The following is a 17444-nucleotide window of genomic DNA, read 5'->3' as shown; positions in this document are numbered from 1 at the left end:
AATGCCGGTAACGGTGGTGACCGATTCATCGGCTTGCCTGGGTGCCGATCTAGCGGCAGAGGCAGGTGTACTCGTCGCGCCGTTGCACGTGTTCGTCGACGGCGTCGATCTACGCGAGGGTATCGACCCCATTCCCGAGGACTTCGCAGCGCGAGGACCCGTCACGACAGCAGGCGCGTCACCGGGTGAGCTGACTCGACTGTACGAGGACGCTCTGAATCGGAGCCGGGGAGCCGGGGTGGTGGCCGTGCACATCTCCCGGGGCTTGTCGAGCACCTGGGAGGCGGCGCGGCACGCGGCGGCGGAACTGGGGGACCGTGTCAGAATCGTCGATTCGACGTCGGCCGGAATGGGGCTCGGCTACGCGGCGCTCGCCGCAGCGAGGGCAGCAGCGCGAGGGGACACGATCTCAGCTGTGTACGACACGGCAGTCGAGGTCGGTAGACGGAGCCGCAGCTTCATCATGGTCGACAGACTCGATCACCTTCGCAAGGGCGGTCGTATCGGCACCGCCGCAGCTCTCGTCGGATCGGCCTTGGCGATGAAGCCGGTGCTGAATCTGATCGACGGCAAGCTGGTGCTGGGGGAGAAGGCCAGGACGTCGACCAAAGCACTGGGCAAGCTGGTCGACGCCGCACATCGCGTAGCTGGGGACGAGACAGTGGCACTGACCGTGCATCACATGCAGGCCCCGGATCGCGCCGAGGTCGTCGCCGGATTGCTGAGAGTTCGCATTCCCCAGGTCAGCGAACTCAGAATCGTCCCGTTCGGGGCGGTGCTGGGTGCACATGTAGGCCCGGGAGCTGTGGGAGTCGTCGTCTGTCCCGAGCCCTGATCTGTCGAATTTTCCACAGGCACGGTGGTTGTACACAGGGCAAAATCCGACCAGCGGAAACGCGTTCTCGGCGAATAGAGGCCTCGATAACGTCGCGGCATGGCGAGTCCTCGATCCCAGCCGATCACGCGGCGTTCGATCCCCATCGCGCGTCGCGAGACTCGGGTCCACGACTCAGCGCTCGACGACACGGCGCTCGAGGACACGGCGCACGATGAATCCAGCAGGGCCTCGGCGCCCGACTGGTTGAACCACGACGAGCGCCGAGAATCGGCCCTGTCACAACACCTGCCCGAACGACTACGCGGTACTCGTCTGGATCCCGGCCGAACCGGTGTTCTTGCGCTGTGCGCGCTCGGCGCGATCGTGGTGATCATCGCAGGATATGCGGTGCTTCGTGATGCGCCCGTTGTCGCCGCCGTGCCCACTCTCCCTGCAGTGCAACCTTTACCAGACCTTCCTACTCGACCGTCCGAGACCGTCGAACCGCCGGCACGCATCGTGGTCAGTGTCGTCGGACTCGTCGCCGTGTCCGGACTGGTCGAGCTCCCCGTCGACTCCCGTGTCGCCGATGCACTTGCCGCTGCGGGCGGGCCGCTCGTCGGCGCCGACGTCTTGGCCTTGAACCTTGCAGCCAAGGTCGCGGACGGCGACCAGATCGTCGTCGGTGCCACACCGCCCGAAGGAAGGCCGGTGGTCAGTGGGACGGTGAGCGGGTCGGCACCGGGCATTCCGTCGACTCCCGTGGTCGGCGGTCCTGCAACCCCATCGGGTGCGGTCGATCTCAATACGGCGAGTGTCGCCGAGCTCGACGCGCTTCCCGGCGTCGGACCGGTCACGGCGGCGAGCATCGTGGCATGGCGGGAGGTCAACGGTCCGTTCACCGATGTCGGACAATTGGCGGAGGTGGACGGGATCGGACCGGTCCGTCTCGAGAAGCTGCGAGACCAGGTGACGGTGTGAACGAACCGGCCATCCGGCCGCACGATGCCCGGCTGGTTCCGGCGGTCGTGGCCGGTTGGACGGCAATGATCACCGGGGTCGTACACGGGTCGAGCACCGCGCTTTCCTTGGCTGTCGTCTGGGCAGTCGTAGCGGGTGGGGCCCTGTGCTGCCGTCGCAGGCTGGGACGTCCGGCGTTCGGGCTGATCGCGCTGGCGGTGATCGGGGGGTGTTATGCAGGTGCGGCAGCGTTGCACGCGTGGGACTTCGAGGCGAGTCCTGTTGTCCGGGCGGCAGATCAACGAGCGTGGGTCAGTGCAGCTGTGGTGGTTCGTGAAGATCCGCGGCGGCTCCGTTCACCGGGGCCACGCATGGTGTCCATCAGAACCGAGCTGACCCAGATCGACATCGCGGGGACCGCGATTGCGCTCGGTGGGCGGGTGCTCGTCCGAGCACCGGCGGACGGATGGGACCACCTCGTACCCGGTCAGAGCGTGACGCTCAGAGGTCGTCTTGCACCACCTGACCGGGCAGATCTGACACTCGCCGTCATCAGAGTGGCGGGGCCGCCGATACACCTCGACGCACCGGGTTACGTCGCAAAACCTGCGTTGATCATCCGAGAATCCTTGGCAGGGGCTGCCTCGGACGCCCTACCGCCCGACCGCGCCGGATTGTTGCCGGGTCTCGTCGTCGGCGACGTGTCCGCGTTGTCGGAGGATGTCGAATCAAGCTTTCGTGCAGCAGGATTGACGCATCTGACGGCTGTCTCGGGCGCGAATTTCGCGATTCTGATGGGAGCGGTACTGCTCCTGACCCGGGTGGTCGGTGTCGGTCCACGAACGACCGCTGTGGTGTGCGCGGTGGTTCTGCTGGCATTCGTCGTCGTCGCTAGGCCTTCGCCGAGCGTGCTGCGCGCAGCGGTGATGGGAGGGATAGGTTTGCTCGCGCTTGTCACGGGTCGACGACGGCAAGCTGTCCCGGCGCTGTGCACCGCCGTACTCGGACTGCTCGTCTGGTGGCCTGAGCTGTCGGTCGATTTCGGGTTCGCGCTGTCGGTTTCGGCAACAGGTGCTCTCGTGGTCGTAGCGCCGGTGTGGGTTGATTGGCTTCGACGCCACGGTTGGGGCCGAGCCCCCGCCGAGGTGGTCTCCGTCGCAGCAGCGGCCCATGCTGTGACGGCGCCGCTGGTCGCCGCTATGGCGGGTACGTTTTCCGTCGTCGGCGTGCTGGCGAACATCGCGGTAGCACCCGTGGTCGCGCCGATCACGGTCGTCGGAGCCATCGCCGCGGTCGTAGCACCGTGGGCGAGCGGGCTTGCTTCGCTGACACTGGAATTGGCGTCGGCGCCGCTGTGGTGGTTGATCGAAGTTGCGACGTGGGCGGCGTCGCTTCCCGGTGCGGGCCTCGAGACGCCCACCGGTGCGCTCGGCGCCGCACTGGTGATGGGGTTCACGGCGGTGGTCCTGGTGTCGTTGCGCCTGCGGATCCTCCGAATGTTGCTGGGTGGCCTATTACTTGTGACTGTGTTCGCGTGGATTGCGTCGTCTCTTCTGTGAGGGTCTGCGTCGACGGACTTCAGCCCTGTTTCGGTGGCGCCGGGCAATTTTCTACTCTTTTCAGATTTATCGGGAATATCCGGCGGGCGACGGTTGTTGGGGCCCACGTGCCCAACAACAAGACCGACGCCGAACTGAGCCCCAAGTCCTGGGTCCGCGAGCTGACCCAACAGATTCTCGAGCAGGGCACCACCGAGGGGGCAGAGTACATGGGTCTGCCCGTTGTGCTGTTCACGATCATCGGGGCGAAGTCCGGCAAGAAGCGGTACGTGCCACTGATGCGCGTCGAGGCCGACGGCAAGTACGCCATGGTCGGCTCCAACGGTGCCGGTTCCACGCACCCGTCGTGGTACTACAACATCAAGGCAAACCCCACCGTCACGGTGCAGGACGGGACGAAGATTGTCACCCTCAACGCCCGCGAGCTCGATGGGGCCGAGCGCGAGAAGTGGTGGAAGCTCGCCGTCGAGTCCTTCAGCCAGTACGCCGAAATGCAGTCCCAGACCGACCGGCAACTCCCAGTCGTCATCCTGGAGTGACCCTGACGGTCATCCCACTTCACACCCGGTCACCTCGACCGTGGTCGACCAGCGACGCCCAGACTCCGCTCCGGCGCGAGGGCATGGGCGACTCCCGACGTAAGGAACAGCCTTGAAGATCGGAATCTCCACCTTTGTCACCGACGACGGGATCGACCCGGTGTCGCTGGCTCGCGCCATCGAGGAGCGTGGATTCGACTCACTGGTGGTCGCCGAGCACACTCACATCCCTGCCAGCAGGGAGACGCCGTTTCCCACGGGCGGTGACATGCCCGATTTCTACTATCGGACACTCGACCCCTTCGCCACTCTGGCAGCGGCCGCAGCGGTCACATCCAAGATCGACCTGATCACCGGTATCGCCCTGCTCATTCAGCGCGATCCGATCACCACTGCAAAGGAGGCCGCCAGTATCGACCTGATCTCGCAGGGCCGGTTCGTATTCGGTGTGGGCGCTGGTTGGGTCCTCGAGGAGATCCGCAACCACGGTATCGACCCGAAGACACGGGGAGCGCTGTTGGACGAGCAGATCGAGGCAATCAAAGCCCTGTGGACGAACGAGCCGGCCGAATATCACGGCAAGCACCTCGATATCGAACCCTCCTACCTCCGCCCCAAGCCGGTGCAGAAACCACACCCCCCGATCTACATCGGCGGTGCCTCCGACGCCACGGTGAAGCGCGTCATCCGGCACGACGCCGGGTGGATAGCCAACCCACAGCCCGTCGAGGTCATGTCCAAGCGCATCGATGCGATGCGCGAAGGACTCGGGCACGACGTTCCGTTGCTACAGTTCGGCACCCCCGCGGACCCTGAGTACTGGCAAGCCTGTGAAGAATTGGGATTCGGGCAGCTCGCTCTCATGCTGCCGACCGCGCCGCACGACGAGTCGCTGAAGATCCTCGACGAGTACGCCGCGTTGGCGTCCGCCTACCGCGGAGGATAGAGCGCTCGGCGCGTTTTCGAGTCAGGCGCCGTGCCTGCCGCGGTCCGTCTCGTCGGGGGAGGTTCCTCCGGGTGTTGAGTGCCCGTGGGGTGTGAGAATCCGTCGGACCGGCATGGCACGATCGGTGCTGTGAATGCGAACAATCCGGTGGAGTCACTGCACCTCGTCCTCGGCGACGAGGAATTGCTCATGGACCGTGCCGTGGCCACGATCGTCGGGCGGGTACGCGCCGCTGCGCCGGAGGGTGACGACGTCCCGGTCACCAAACTGCGCGCAGGCGACGCCAGTGCCCCGGAGTTGCTCGAACTGCTCAGCCCGTCACTGTTCGCCGAGGACCGCGTAGTCGTGCTCGAAGCTGCCGCCGAAGCAGGTAAGGATGCGGTTGCTCTTGTTCTGGATGCCGCCGCGGACCCGCCCGAGGGCGCAGTACTGGTCGTCATGCACTCGGGCGGTGGGCGCGCCAAGGCAATGGCGGGCGCTCTGCAGAAAGTGGGCGCAGTCACGCACGAATGTGCCAAGTTGACCAAGCCGGCCGAGAGGGCAGATTTCGTCAAACGTGAATTCGGGGCGGCGGAGGTCCGCGTGAGCCCGGACGTGGTCGAAGCCGTTGTCGAAGCAGTCGGATCCGAGCTGCGCGAGTTGGCTGCTGCCTGTTCTCAATTGGTCGCCGACACCGGAGGAAAAGTCGACGTCGATGCAGTGCGTCGCTACTACTCGGGTAAGGCGGAGGTCTCCGGATTCGATGTAGCCGAGAAGGCCGTCGCCGGCGATGTCCCAGGAGCCTTGGAGGCGCTGCGCTGGGCGATGCACCGGGGCGTCCCTCACGTGCTGCTTGCCGATGCACTCGCCGAAGCGGTGCGGACCATCGCGCTCGTCGGCTCCGCAGGCAGGGGAGACCCGTTCCGGATGGCCGGTGAACTTGGAATGCCGCCGTGGAAGATCAAGAAGGCGCAGTCACAGGCCCGAGGTTGGAACGGTCGATCAATCGGCGAGGCACTGCGGATCGTGTCGCAGCTCAACGCCGACGTAAAGGGCCAGGCCGCGGATGCGGACTACGCCGTCGAGAATGCGGTCTCGGTCGTCGCTGCGCTCAGCAACAGCTAGCGGACGCAAAAGAACCCGCTCGGTGTTCCGAGCGGGTTCTTCTGCGAGCGGGCTCTGATTCGAGCGCCGTGCTCAGAGCTTGTTGACTGCCAAGGACAGTGCCGACTTCTTGTTGGCGGCCTGGTTCTTGTGGATGACACCCTTGCTGGCTGCCTTGTCCAACTGACGACCTGCCGTGACGAGGATTGCCGAGGCCTTGTCCTTGTCGCCTTCGGCTTCTGCAGCGCGGAAGGAGCGAATGATCGTCCGCAGCGAGGACTTCACCGACTGGTTGCGCAGACGATTGCGCTCGTTGGTGAGAATCCGCTTCTTCTGGGACTTGATGTTGGCCACGCGTAAAATCCTTCTGTCTTCGTCGGTATTCCGGTCAGGGCTATCCAAGCTGGAATGCCCGAAGTCTGCTGCTGAGCTGATGCAGCCCAGCGCCGAAGATCGAGACTACCAGTACAGGCTGTAGAACCCAATTCGGCGGTCGCTTCGAAGAGTGTGCCACGTGTGGGTACGTGAGACGATTCTGCAGTCTGTTTCCAGAAATTAACGCGTCCACCGCGCCTAACTCCTGTCTCTGTAGCAACATGGCGGAGATGAGCCCGCGATCTGCAGCCACTGCCCAAGACAAGGTCAAGTCCAGCAAATCCAAAACGGCAGCTCGCGAGAAACCTGTGGTGGACGGAGTGTTCGGCGGCTACTCCGACGTCGGAAAGTACGGCCTGGCGTTCGACGAGATGTTCGACTCGGACGGGAAGACCCGTACTCCGTACAGGGGAATTCACACGGCGCTCGAGCCGTCGAGTTCGGCGGACCTCGACGCGCGTTCGGATGCGCTCGGTCGCGCCTTCATCGATCAGGGCATCACATTCTCCTTGTCCGGACAGGAGCGTCCCTTCCCCCTCGATCAGGTTCCCCGCGTCATCGCTGCAGGTGAGTGGTCTCGGCTCGAGCGTGGAATCAAGCAGCGCGTCAAGGCACTGGAGATGTTCCTCGCCGACATCTACGGGGATCAGGAGATCCTCCGCGACGGCGTCGTGCCCAAACGCCTGATCACGTCGTGCGAGCACTTCCACCGCGAGGCCATCGGAATCGTTCCACCCAACGGAGTTCGAATTCACGTCTCCGGCATCGACCTCGTTCGTGACGCCCAGGGCACGTTCCGAGTGCTGGAGGACAACCTCCGGTCACCGTCGGGTGTGTCGTACGTCATGGAGAACCGTCGGACCATGGCGCGGGTGTTTCCCGACCTGTTTGCAACGCACCGTGTGCGGGCCGTCGGTGACTACGCGTCGCATCTTCTTCGCGCGCTGCGTGCGTCCGCTGCGCTCAACGAGGCGGATCCGACCGTGGTGGTCCTCACCCCTGGAGTAGCGAACTCGGCCTATTTCGAACACTCCCTGCTGGCGCGCCTCATGGGCGTCGAACTGGTGGAAGGTCGAGATCTGTTCTGCCGCGACAACATCGTGTACATGCGGACCACGGAGGGGGAGCGTCAGGTCGACGTCATCTACCGCCGGATCGACGACGATTATCTCGACCCGATGCAGTTCCGACCCGATTCGGTGTTGGGCGTCGCAGGCCTCGTCAACGCCGCGCGTGCGGGCAACGTCGTGATCTCCAGCGCAGTCGGTAACGGCGTCGGTGACGACAAGCTCGTGTACACCTACGTCCCCACGATCATCGACTACTACCTGAACGAGAAGCCGCTCCTCGCGAACGTCGACACGTTCCGGTGCTGGCTTGACGACGAGTGCGAGGAAGTGCTCGACCGCGTCGACGAACTGGTGATCAAGCCGGTCGAGGGTTCCGGCGGATACGGCATCGTGTTCGGCCCCGACGCGTCGCCGAAGGAGTTGGCGACGATCAGCAAGAAGATCCGAGCAGATCCGCGTGGCTGGATCGCGCAGCCGGTCGTTCAGTTGTCGACGGTGCCGACCAAGATCGGCGATCGCCTGGTGCCGCGCCACGTCGACCTCCGCCCGTTCGCAGTGAACGACGGCGACGACGTGTGGGTTCTGCCCGGCGGATTGACCCGTGTCGCGCTGCCTGAAGGCTCCCTCGTTGTGAACTCGAGCCAGGGCGGCGGCAGTAAGGACACCTGGGTGCTCGCGACACGCACCTCGCAGGAAGAGCAGGAACTTGCCGGTGAGGAAATCGTCAGCGAGCCGCCGGAGGCGCCGATGGCGGAGCAGGGCCCCGAATTGACGATGGATCAGCAACAGCAACAGCAACAGCAACAGCTCATGAACGGTGGTGGACACTAGATGCTCGCGCGGAACGCAGAGTCGCTCTACTGGATCGGGCGATATGTCGAGCGTGCCGACGACACGGCACGCATCCTCGACGTCACCGTCCATCAGCTCCTCGAGGATGCGACGGTCGACCCCGATCACATTTCGCGCGTGCTCCTGCGCGTCCTCGGGTTCAAACACGAACCGGATGTCTCGCTCGACGTGTGGTCGCTGACCGAGCTGGTTGCGTTCAGCCGTGACGGCAGTGGCTCGATCGTGGATTCACTGTCGAGCGCACGTGAGAATGCCCGCGGTGCACGTGAAGTCACCTCCAGCGAGATGTGGGAGTGCCTCAACACCACGTACAACGGACTCGGCGAACGCATCAGGGCGTCGAAGCGGACGGGTCCGGCCGAATTCTTCAGCTACATCGAGGGTCGTGCGGCGATGTTCGCCGGCCTCGCCGACTCGACGCTCAGCCACGACGACGGTTACCGATTCCTCATTCTCGGTCGATCGGTCGAACGTATCGACATGACCGTACGTCTGCTGCTGTCGCGTGCAGGGGACAGGCCGTCGTCGCCCGCGTGGGTCACGGTGCTTCGGTCTGCGGGCGCGCACGACACGTACCTGCGGACGTATCGCGGCGCGCTCGACGCGCAACGCGTTCTCGAATTCATGTTGTTGGACAGGCTGTTTCCGCGTTCGGTGTTCTACGCGCTGAGCGAGGCCGAACGGTCGTTGGACAGCCTCGATCATCAGCCGAACAGCCGGCTCGGTGCACGGGCCGAGGCGCAGCGGCTGCTCGGTCGAGCACGCAGCGAGCTCGAGTTCCTCCGTCCGGGTGGCCTGCTGGACGACCTGCAGGACAGGTTGGTCGGGCTACAGGAAACCTGCCGCGAGCTGGGCGAGGCCATCTCCAAGCAGTACTTCCACGCGGCGCCATGGGTTGCGTGGACCGACGCCGGATCCGGCACGTACGAGGACCAACTGGAAGGTGAACTGTGAGCTGGCGTATGCGCGTTGTCCACACCACGGGCTATCAGTACGACGCGCCGGTGACGTCGTCGTACAACGAAGCCCGACTGACTCCGCGAAGTGACAATCGACAGAACGTCATTCTCAACCGTGTCGAGACCAATCCAGTGACCAGGAGCTATCGCTACACGGATTACTGGGGGACGGCGGTGACCGCGTTCGATCTGCACGCGCCGCACACCGAGCTCGAGGTGACCGGCTCGTCCGTCGTCGAAACCGATCCGTTCGTTCCGCCGGAAGAGAATGCGTCGTGGGAAGAACTGGCGAGTGACGCCGTCATCGATCGGTTCAACGAGGTACTCGACAACACCGTCTACGTCCCGAAGAACCGACAGCTCGTCGCGATCGCGAAGAAGCTGTCCAAGGGTCTTCCGCCGCAGGAATCCGTCGTCGAGATAGCGAACTGGGTCAACCAGGAAATGTCGTACGTGCCGGGGACGACGGGAGTGCACACCTCCGCCGTCGAGGCGTGGTCGGAGAAGAAAGGCGTCTGCCAGGACTACGCGCACCTGACGCTGCTTCTGTTGCGCAGCATCGGAATTCCGAGCCGGTATGTCTCGGGCTACTTGCATCCGAAGAAGGACGCGGCCGTCGGCGTTTCGGTCGAAGGCCAGTCGCATGCGTGGATCGAGGCGTGGACCGGCGCCTGGTGGGGTTACGACCCGACCAACGCCATCGCCGTCAACGAACAGCACGTATCCGTCGGCCTCGGTCGCGACTACGCGGACGTTCCGCCGCTCAAGGGCATATTTTCCGGCGGTGGCTCGACGGCACTCGATGTCGTGGTGGAGATCACGAGATTGGCCTAGCGGCCCGTGCGTGGGTAATGACACCGGAGTGTCATTACCCACGCACGAGGAGCGTCAGGACCAGCTGTACTGCGAACGAAGTCGGGCTGCGACGGCGTCGAACTTCCCTTTGGCGAGGATGGCGCCCTCGCGGCGAATCCCTGTCTCGGGCACGTCGAGAACCCGATCGAGCCTGATCCAGCTCGGCCGACCCTCGGCGTCCCACGATCCGGAGCCGATCGGCACCCAGTCGGGGTCGCCGTCCCGCTTGTCCTGGCTGGACAGCATCAGCCCGAGCAAGGTCGTGCCGTCTCGGCCGACGACCAGAACCGGCCGGTCCTTGCCCTGGCTCGCGTCCTCCTCGTACGTCACCCACGTCCACACGATCTCGCCGGGATCGGCCTTTCCGTCGAGGTCGGGGGAGTACTCGACGCGTCGGGCGCGATGAGCCGTCGGGACTGTCTTCGATGCCACCGGTCGGCCCGAGGGAGTCGCGGGCCCGGGCGATGTCTTGTTCGTGATCGCGTCCTTGCCCTTCTGGAGGGCACCTGATTTCTGCAGCTGGCGAAACAGCCTCGGGCCCTCGCGCAGCGCGATCTTTCCCAGTTCCGATGTGAATTTGCTCCAGTTGCCAGCCATGAGCGTCGAGTTTAGTCAGCAGCCACTTCGGTTGCCGACGCGTGCGCGTGGGACGATGGACCAGTTCTCTCTTGCAAACGCCAGCAAAGGATACGAGTGCCCAGCTTCGCCGACACGACGTTCACCGATCCCGCCCGGATCAGGAACTTCTGCATCATCGCCCACATCGACCACGGCAAGTCGACGCTGGCAGACCGGATGCTGCAGCTCACGGGCGTCGTCGACGATCGGTCGATGCGAGCGCAGTATCTCGACCGCATGGACATCGAGCGCGAGCGAGGCATCACCATCAAGGCGCAGAACGTCCGTCTGCCATGGGTGGTGGACGGCGAAGAGCATGTGCTGCACCTCATCGACACGCCAGGCCACGTCGACTTCACCTATGAGGTCTCGCGCGCCCTCGAAGCGTGCGAGGGCGCTGTGCTGCTCGTCGACGCCGCCCAGGGCATCGAGGCGCAGACACTGGCCAACCTCTACCTGGCTCTCGACAAAGATCTGACGATCATTCCGGTTCTGAACAAGATCGATCTCCCCGCAGCAGACCCCGATCGGTACGCCGCCGAGATCGCACACATCATCGGCTGTGAGGCGGACGACGTGCTGCGCGTGTCCGGTAAAACCGGCGTCGGTGTGGAGGAACTTCTCAACGAGGTCGTCAAGCTCGTCCCGGCTCCGGTCGGAAACGCAGACGGACCCGCCCGCGCCATGATCTTCGATTCCGTTTACGACACCTACCGCGGCGTGGTCACCTACGTGCGCGTCGTCGACGGGGCACTGAACCCGCGCGAAAAGGTCACGATGATGTCGACCGGCTCGACACACGAGCTCCTCGAGGTCGGCATCGTCTCCCCGGATCCGAAGGCAACCAAGGGCCTCGGCGTCGGCGAGGTCGGTTACCTCATCACCGGTGTCAAGGATGTTCGTCAGTCGAAGGTCGGCGATACCGTCACCACGTTCCGCAAGGGCGCAACCGAGCCGCTCACCGGATACCGCGAACCGCGGCCGATGGTGTACTCCGGGCTTTACCCGCTCGACGGATCCGACTACCCCGATCTGCGCGACGCGCTCGAGAAGCTCCAGCTCAACGACGCGGCGCTCACCTACGAGCCGGAGACCTCGGTAGCCCTCGGCTTCGGCTTCCGCTGCGGCTTCCTCGGCCTGCTGCACATGGAGATCACCCGCGAGCGGCTCGAACGCGAGTTCAACCTGGACCTGATTTCGACCTCGCCCAACGTGGTGTACCGCGTCGAGATGGAAGACAGCGCCGAGCACATCGTCACCAATCCGTCGTACTGGCCCGAAGGCAAAGTGCGCGACGTCTACGAGCCGATGGTCAAGTGCACCATCATTTCTCCGAGTGAGTTCATCGGATCGATCATGGAGCTGTGTCAGGGCAGGCGCGGCGAACTCGGGGGAATGGATTATCTGTCCGAAACTCGCGTCGAACTGCGCTACACCATCCCGATGGCGGAGATAATCTTCGACTTCTTCGACATCCTCAAGTCGCGGACACGTGGCTACGCAAGCCTCGATTACGAGGAGATCGGCGAGCAGAGCGCAGCGCTGGTGAAAGTCGACATCCTGCTCCAGGGTGAGGCCGTCGATGCGTTCTCGGCCATCGTGCACAAGGACGCCGCAGCTGCCTACGGCAACAAGATGACCACCAAGCTCAAGGAACTCATTCCTCGTCAGCAGTTCGAGGTACCGATCCAGGCAGCCGTCGGCTCACGCATCATCGCGCGTGAGAACATCCGGGCGATCCGTAAGGACGTCCTCGCCAAGTGCTACGGCGGTGACATCAGCCGCAAGCGCAAACTGCTCGAGAAGCAGAAGGAAGGCAAGAAGCGGATGAAGACCATCGGTCGCGTCGAGGTTCCCCAGGAAGCGTTCGTCGCAGCCCTGTCTTCCGAGTCGTCCACGGACAAGCCAAAGAAATAGCGCGAAGCCGCGTAGATTCGAGGATCGTGACGACGCGAATCCTCAGTGAACTGTCCGTCCCGATCGTCAGTGCCCCGATGGCCGGTGGTCCGTCGACGCCCGATCTCGCGAGAGCGGTGACGGCTGCCGGCGGCCTCGGCATGATTGCCGGTGCGCTGCTGGATCTGGAAAAGTTTGCAGCTCAAATAGATTCGATGCGCGACGTGAGATTCGGCGTCAATCTTTTCCTGCCCGACGATCCGACTTCAGCCGATGTCGACGCGTACGCCGCTCGCATTGCTCCGTGGTTCGAGAAGTACGACGCTGAGCCAGGCGTGCTACCGCGGCGCGACGACTTCTACCCGGAGAAGTTTCGCTGGTTGATCCACAATCCGGTGCCTCTCGTCTCCAGCACCTTCGGCACGTTCGACGCGGCGGAGGTCGCTGCCTTCCACGAGGTCGGCACCGAGGTGTGGTGCACAGTCACCTCGGCTACCGAAGCGGCCGAAGCCGAGCGGAACGGTGTCGATGCGCTCGTCGTTCAAGGCCCGGAAGCGGGCGGCCATCGCGGTAGCTTCGACGGCTCGGCCCCCGAGGAGCCTCTCGATCAGGTGCTCGCAGCCGTCCGCGCGGTGTCGACGCTGCCGCGCATTGCAGCGGGCGGCCTCATGGACGGGTTCGACATCGCGCCGCTCCTCGAATCCGGTGCCGCCGACGCTGCACAACTCGGTACAGCTTTCTTGAACACCACCGAGGCCGGAACCCGGCAGGTTCACCGTGATCAACTCACGGAGACTGCGGATACCGCTGTCACACGGGCATTTTCCGGTCGGCCGGCTCGCGGGATCGTCAACGAATTCATGCTCGACAATTCCGAGGACGCCCCGTTGGCCTATCCGGACCTGCATTACCTGACGGCGCCGATGCGCGCCAAGGCCGGAGCTGCGGGCGATCCCTCGGCGTTGTCGATGTGGGCCGGGACCGGACACCTGCGTGCGCGGCGAGCGACGGTGTCCGAGCTGATGAGCGAGTGGGCCCAGCAGCTCGGACGCTGACACAGTCTGCACTCACGCTCAGTTGGTGTGCGCGGGCTGAAAATGCCCCGAGGCCTGAGCCTCCTCGGCGCGAATGACGTGGACAACGGCGTTGATCAATGCCAGGTGCGTGAACGCCTGCGGGAAGTTCCCGAGGTGGCGACCGGTGCGTGCATCGATCTCCTCCGCGTAGAGCTTCAGCGGGCTCGCATACCCGAGAAGTCGCTCGCAGAGATGCTTTGCGCGCGCCAGCTCGCCGATCTCGACGAGCGCGGACACGAGCCAGAAGGAGCAGATCGTGAATGTTCCTTCCTCTCCCTGTAGACCGTCGTCGGTGGTGTCGACCTTGTACCGGAGGACGAGACCGTCGACCGTCAGTTCGTCCGCGATTGCGAGCACTGTCGCGCGTACGCGGGGATCGTCGGCGGGCAGGAACCGGAGCAACGGCACGAGAAGCAGTGAGGCGTCGAGCGATTCGTGTCCGTACCGTTGCGTCAGTACACCGCGCTCGTCGACACCGTGCTCGAGGATGTCCTCCTTGATCTCGTCGGCGATGTCGTTCCACTCGCCGGCGTAGTCCGTCTCGCCGTGGATGGCAGCCAATTTCGCACCGCGATCGAGCGCGACCCAACACATGACCTTCGACGACGTGAAGTGCTGCGGCTCACCGCGTACCTCCCAGATGCCACGGTCCGGCTTGCGCCAATTGGCGATAGCTTCCTCGACCTGTCGTTTCAGCAGAGGCCACAGTGACTCCGGCACATGCTCGCGGGACCTGACGTGCAGATACACCGAATCGAGCATCGTGCCCCAGATGTCGTGCTGCTCCTGGTTGTATGCACCGTTGCCGATTCGCACCGGCTTCGCACCGTCGTACCCGGACAGGTGCGGAAGTTCGGTCTCCTCCAGCGTCTTCTCCCCGCCGATCCCGTACATGACCTGGAGTGGATTGGCCTTGCCGTCCTCGGTCATCGATACGTCGGACATGAAGGAGAAGAAGTCGTTGGCTTCGCGATCGAGTCCGAGCGTGTACAGACCCCACAGGGCGAAGGTCGAGTCGCGTACCCACGCGTAGCGGTAGTCCCAGTTACGTTCGCCGCCAGGTGTTTCCGGCAGTGAGGTCGTCGACGCTGCGAGCAGTGCGCCGGTCGGTGCGTAGGTGAGGCCTTTCAATGCGAGCGCGCTTCGCTGCAGAAACCCGCGCCACGGGTGATCCGGGAATCGTCCGATGGTGATCCACTGTCGCCAGCACTCCGACGTGCGCCACATTTTCTCAGCAGCTTCCTCGAACGTCTGCGGCGCCGCGAGATCGGACCAGGACATGGCGACGAAGACGTTGTCACCCTCTGACATTCTGGTGCGCGCGCGGGCCTCACGACCTTCGATGCCGATCCGCAGATTGGTGGTGAGCTTGAGGGTGGGTTGGTCGCCGTCCGCACTTGCCTCGCAGGTTGCCGTGGCCTCCTCGTACACCTTGCCGGTGTATTCCCATCGTGCGGGCGCGCGGTGGTAATCGAACGCCGGTTCGCAGCTCATTTCCAGTTCCACCGTGCCGCTGACGCACTTGACCGTTCTGAGCAGGATGTGTTCGGCATCCCAGTCGCTCGGTGCCCGCTTATGGGTTCGTGATCGTTGATCGGTGTTGTGCCATGGACCCATGATGAGAGCGTCGCGGACGATGAGCCAGCCGGTCTCGGTCTGCCACGTCGTCTCGACGATCAGTCCGCCGGGTAGATAACGACGTGCCGCCGGCACGGACTGGCCATAGGGTCCGACCCGGAAATGGCCGGCACTCCGGTCGAGAACTGCGCCGAAGATGCTGGGGGAGTCGGGGCGGGGTACACACATCCACTCGACCGAGCCGTTGCGAGCGATGAGGCAGGTCGTTTCACAATCGGAAAGGAAGGCATAGTCGTCGATCGGCGGAAAGGCGCTTCGCGCCGAGGTGAGCGTGGACACCGGCGCTTCGGTGCTGCCCAGAACGCCTTGAACCCCGTGTTCGGCCTCATTGGGTGCACCGGGCCGTGGAATCGAATCGTCTCGCACGGGCACTACCGTCGACTGCTCCTCGAATCCCGTCATATGCCAATCATCACCGCCCACGGCGCTCGACGTCTACCGCTGGCGGTTTTCGGCGTGGCGGACCGGCAGGCCGGAAGCGGAGCGCACCTGCGGCACACCTAAGGTGGTTGATGTGGATGCGATAGCTAGGTGGTGGGACGGAGTCGAACTCTGGATCACCGGGCTCCCGTTCGTGCCACAGGCCCTGGTCGTTATCCTCGTCGCCGTTCCTGCGGCGTTCGGACTGGCGCGCGTGTTCGATCGAGTGCTCGCCGCCGTGCTCCACGTCCTCGGTCGCGACGCCCGCTCGGACAGCGATACCGTTCCTGTGCCGGGCCCATCGATCACGGAAGGTCACTGATGCCGAAGTCGAGGGTCACGCTCGCACTCGTCGCGCTGCTGGTACTCGTTGTTCTGGCGTGGTTGCTGACCAGGTAGAGCGCGCAGACGACGTGGACGGCCGCAGGATTAGAGTCCGTCCGAATCCTCTGCTAGATTTCTGTCCGTGTCCGACGCAGCCGAGTACCAGGTCCGCCATGAATTGGCGTTGATCGCAGTCGGCATGCTCGCAGTCGCTGATATCGACTGTTGTCACTCGGCATCCTGATCTCGACTGCTGTCCCGGCCCTGCCTTCACGCACTGCGTGAGCCTGCTGCGGCTTCGTCCTGATCGACGCATCGATTTCGCTCGGCGCCCGTACCGTGCCGCCCGAGGTCCATCGGTCGGTAGTCGGTTCCTCACTGTTCATCAGTTCTCGACCATTCAGATAGACATGCGATGAAAGGTTCTTCTCGATGAGGCTCAAGTCTCGATACCTGCTCACCACCTTCGCTGCAGTGGGAACGCTTGTCCTCGCCGCCTGCGGCGGTGGTTCGAGCGATACCGTCGGAGCCGAAGGCGGATCGGGCGGCGGATCAGCTCTCACGCTCGTCGGATACGCAGTGCCCAAGAACGGCTGGGACGCAATCGGTCCCGCATTCGCCGAGACCGAAGCAGGCGAGGGAACGACGATCAACGCGGACTACGGCGCGTCGGGCAATCAGTCTCGCAAGGTCGCCGACGGCGCTCCCGCAGACATCGTGAACTTCTCCGTCGAGCCCGATGTCACCCGTCTGGTCAAAGCAGGCAAGGTCGACGAGAACTGGAACGAGAATGCTTACGGCGGCGTGCCTTTCGGTTCCGTTGTCACCCTGGTCGTGCGAGAGGGAAACCCGAAGAACATTCAAACCTGGGACGACTTGTTGAAGCCCGACGTTCAGGTCATCAGCCCTAGCCCGCTCAGCTCCGGTTCGGCCAAGTGGAACCTTCTCGCGCCGTATGCGGCGAAGAGCAACGGCGGTCAGAACAAGCAAGCAGGACTCGACTACGTTCAACAGCTCGTGTCCGGTCACTTTCCGGTGCAGCCCGAATCCGGCCGGGCAGCGACCGAAGCCTTCCTCCAAGGACAGGGTGACGTTCTGCTGAGTTACGAGAACGAGGCTCTGCTGATCGAGGAGCAGGGCGAGAAGGTCGAGCACGTCGACGTCGCGGACACCTTCCGCATCGACAACCCCGTTGCTGTCGTCAACTCGAGCTCGCAACTCGACAAAGCCAACGCGCTCAACGACTTCATCTACACCGACGAGGGGCAGCGGGTGTGGGCCGAGGCCGGTTTCCGTCCGACCAACCCGGAGATCGCCGCTGAGTTCTCCGACAAGTTCTTCACCCCGTCGAGCCTGCACACGATCGACGAGCTCGGTGGCTGGGATGCAGTCGACGCCGAACTGTTCGGTGACACCGGTGCGATCACGACGATTTACAAAGAAAACACCAAGTAGCA

At 64.0% G+C, this 17444-nt stretch carries 17 protein-coding genes; 14 read left to right on the top strand and 3 right to left on the bottom strand.

Features of this window, described 5'->3' with window-relative positions; all coding sequences use genetic code 11:
* Nucleotide 1: 1 nt before the first annotated feature.
* The 6 genes from D8W71_RS19795 (at nucleotide 2) to holA (ending at nucleotide 5925) form a co-directional block, all read left to right on the top strand.
* Nucleotides 2-835 (top strand): DegV family protein, encoded by an 834-nt coding sequence (locus tag D8W71_RS19795; protein ID WP_121115867.1) that lies wholly within the window; start codon nucleotides 2-4, stop codon nucleotides 833-835.
* Between the two features lie 99 nt (nucleotides 836-934).
* Entirely contained in the window at nucleotides 935-1798 is an 864-nt protein-coding gene (locus D8W71_RS19790; protein ID WP_121115865.1) for a ComEA family DNA-binding protein, read from the top strand.
* Nucleotides 1795-3336 (top strand): ComEC/Rec2 family competence protein, encoded by a 1542-nt coding sequence (locus tag D8W71_RS19785; protein ID WP_121115863.1) that lies wholly within the window; start codon nucleotides 1795-1797, stop codon nucleotides 3334-3336. Before D8W71_RS19790 ends, D8W71_RS19785 begins: the two co-directional genes overlap by 4 nt.
* Nucleotides 3337-3443: 107 nt before the next feature.
* Nucleotides 3444-3875 (top strand): nitroreductase family deazaflavin-dependent oxidoreductase, encoded by a 432-nt coding sequence (locus D8W71_RS19780; protein WP_121115861.1) that lies wholly within the window; start codon nucleotides 3444-3446, stop codon nucleotides 3873-3875.
* Nucleotides 3876-3987: 112 nt separating this feature from the next.
* Nucleotides 3988-4821, top strand: a complete 834-nt coding sequence (locus tag D8W71_RS19775; RefSeq protein WP_121115858.1) for an LLM class F420-dependent oxidoreductase — start codon at nucleotides 3988-3990, stop codon at nucleotides 4819-4821.
* 129 nt (nucleotides 4822-4950) lie between these two features.
* Complete coding sequence (gene holA / locus D8W71_RS19770) at nucleotides 4951-5925, top strand: DNA polymerase III subunit delta (protein WP_268959792.1); 975 nt, start codon at nucleotides 4951-4953, stop codon at nucleotides 5923-5925.
* A gap of 72 nt (nucleotides 5926-5997) precedes the next feature.
* Here holA and rpsT read toward each other — a convergent pair whose 3' ends face one another.
* Nucleotides 5998-6258, bottom strand: coding sequence for a 30S ribosomal protein S20 (gene rpsT, locus D8W71_RS19765; protein WP_121115856.1), 261 nt, complete (start codon nucleotides 6256-6258; stop codon nucleotides 5998-6000).
* A gap of 392 nt (nucleotides 6259-6650) precedes the next feature.
* Here rpsT and D8W71_RS19760 point away from each other — a divergent pair, with 392 nt between their 5' ends.
* The 3 genes from D8W71_RS19760 to D8W71_RS19750 are packed head-to-tail and all read left to right on the top strand — an operon-like array spanning nucleotide 6651 to nucleotide 9994.
* Nucleotides 6651-8180, top strand: coding sequence for a circularly permuted type 2 ATP-grasp protein (locus tag D8W71_RS19760; RefSeq protein ID WP_236078096.1), 1530 nt, complete (start codon nucleotides 6651-6653; stop codon nucleotides 8178-8180).
* Entirely contained in the window at nucleotides 8181-9155 is a 975-nt protein-coding gene (locus tag D8W71_RS19755) for an alpha-E domain-containing protein (protein WP_121115854.1), read from the top strand. It begins immediately after the preceding gene.
* Nucleotides 9156-9163: 8 nt separating this feature from the next.
* Nucleotides 9164-9994: a transglutaminase family protein gene (locus tag D8W71_RS19750; protein ID WP_121115852.1), complete on the top strand. Its 831-nt coding sequence runs from the start codon at nucleotides 9164-9166 to the stop codon at nucleotides 9992-9994.
* 54 nt (nucleotides 9995-10048) lie between these two features.
* Here D8W71_RS19750 and D8W71_RS19745 read toward each other — a convergent pair whose 3' ends face one another.
* On the bottom strand, nucleotides 10049-10612 hold the full coding sequence (locus D8W71_RS19745) for a type II toxin-antitoxin system PemK/MazF family toxin (protein ID WP_121115850.1): 564 nt from the start codon (nucleotides 10610-10612) through the stop codon (nucleotides 10049-10051).
* A gap of 90 nt (nucleotides 10613-10702) precedes the next feature.
* On the opposite strand from D8W71_RS19745, the gene lepA reads away from it, so the two are divergent.
* Nucleotides 10703-12550 carry a translation elongation factor 4 gene (gene lepA, locus D8W71_RS19740; protein ID WP_442972061.1) on the top strand — a complete coding sequence of 616 codons (1848 nt, stop codon included), beginning with the start codon at nucleotides 10703-10705 and terminating at the stop codon, nucleotides 12548-12550.
* Between the two features lie 26 nt (nucleotides 12551-12576).
* Complete coding sequence (locus tag D8W71_RS19735; protein WP_121115846.1) at nucleotides 12577-13584, top strand: nitronate monooxygenase; 1008 nt, start codon at nucleotides 12577-12579, stop codon at nucleotides 13582-13584.
* 18 nt (nucleotides 13585-13602) lie between these two features.
* Here the strand turns inward: D8W71_RS19735 and D8W71_RS19730 are convergent, their stop codons facing one another.
* Nucleotides 13603-15645 carry a glycoside hydrolase family 15 protein gene (locus tag D8W71_RS19730; RefSeq protein WP_121115844.1) on the bottom strand — a complete coding sequence of 681 codons (2043 nt, stop codon included), beginning with the start codon at nucleotides 15643-15645 and terminating at the stop codon, nucleotides 13603-13605.
* Between the two features lie 112 nt (nucleotides 15646-15757).
* On the opposite strand from D8W71_RS19730, the gene D8W71_RS19725 reads away from it, so the two are divergent.
* The 3 genes from D8W71_RS19725 (at nucleotide 15758) to D8W71_RS19715 (ending at nucleotide 17442) form a co-directional block, all read left to right on the top strand.
* Nucleotides 15758-15985 carry a hypothetical protein gene (locus D8W71_RS19725; protein WP_121119603.1) on the top strand — a complete coding sequence of 76 codons (228 nt, stop codon included), beginning with the start codon at nucleotides 15758-15760 and terminating at the stop codon, nucleotides 15983-15985.
* 144 nt (nucleotides 15986-16129) lie between these two features.
* Nucleotides 16130-16231, top strand: coding sequence for an Ms4533A family Cys-rich leader peptide (locus D8W71_RS28260; RefSeq protein WP_328588796.1), 102 nt, complete (start codon nucleotides 16130-16132; stop codon nucleotides 16229-16231).
* 188 nt (nucleotides 16232-16419) lie between these two features.
* Nucleotides 16420-17442, top strand: coding sequence for a sulfate ABC transporter substrate-binding protein (locus D8W71_RS19715; RefSeq protein ID WP_121115840.1), 1023 nt, complete (start codon nucleotides 16420-16422; stop codon nucleotides 17440-17442).
* Nucleotides 17443-17444 lie beyond the last annotated feature (2 nt).

This window comes from Rhodococcus sp. P1Y (genome assembly GCF_003641205.1).
Taxonomy (GTDB): domain Bacteria; phylum Actinomycetota; class Actinomycetes; order Mycobacteriales; family Mycobacteriaceae; genus Rhodococcoides.
The sequence above is the reverse complement of the archived record's forward strand: the minus strand, read 5'-3'. Positions and strand labels throughout refer to the sequence as shown.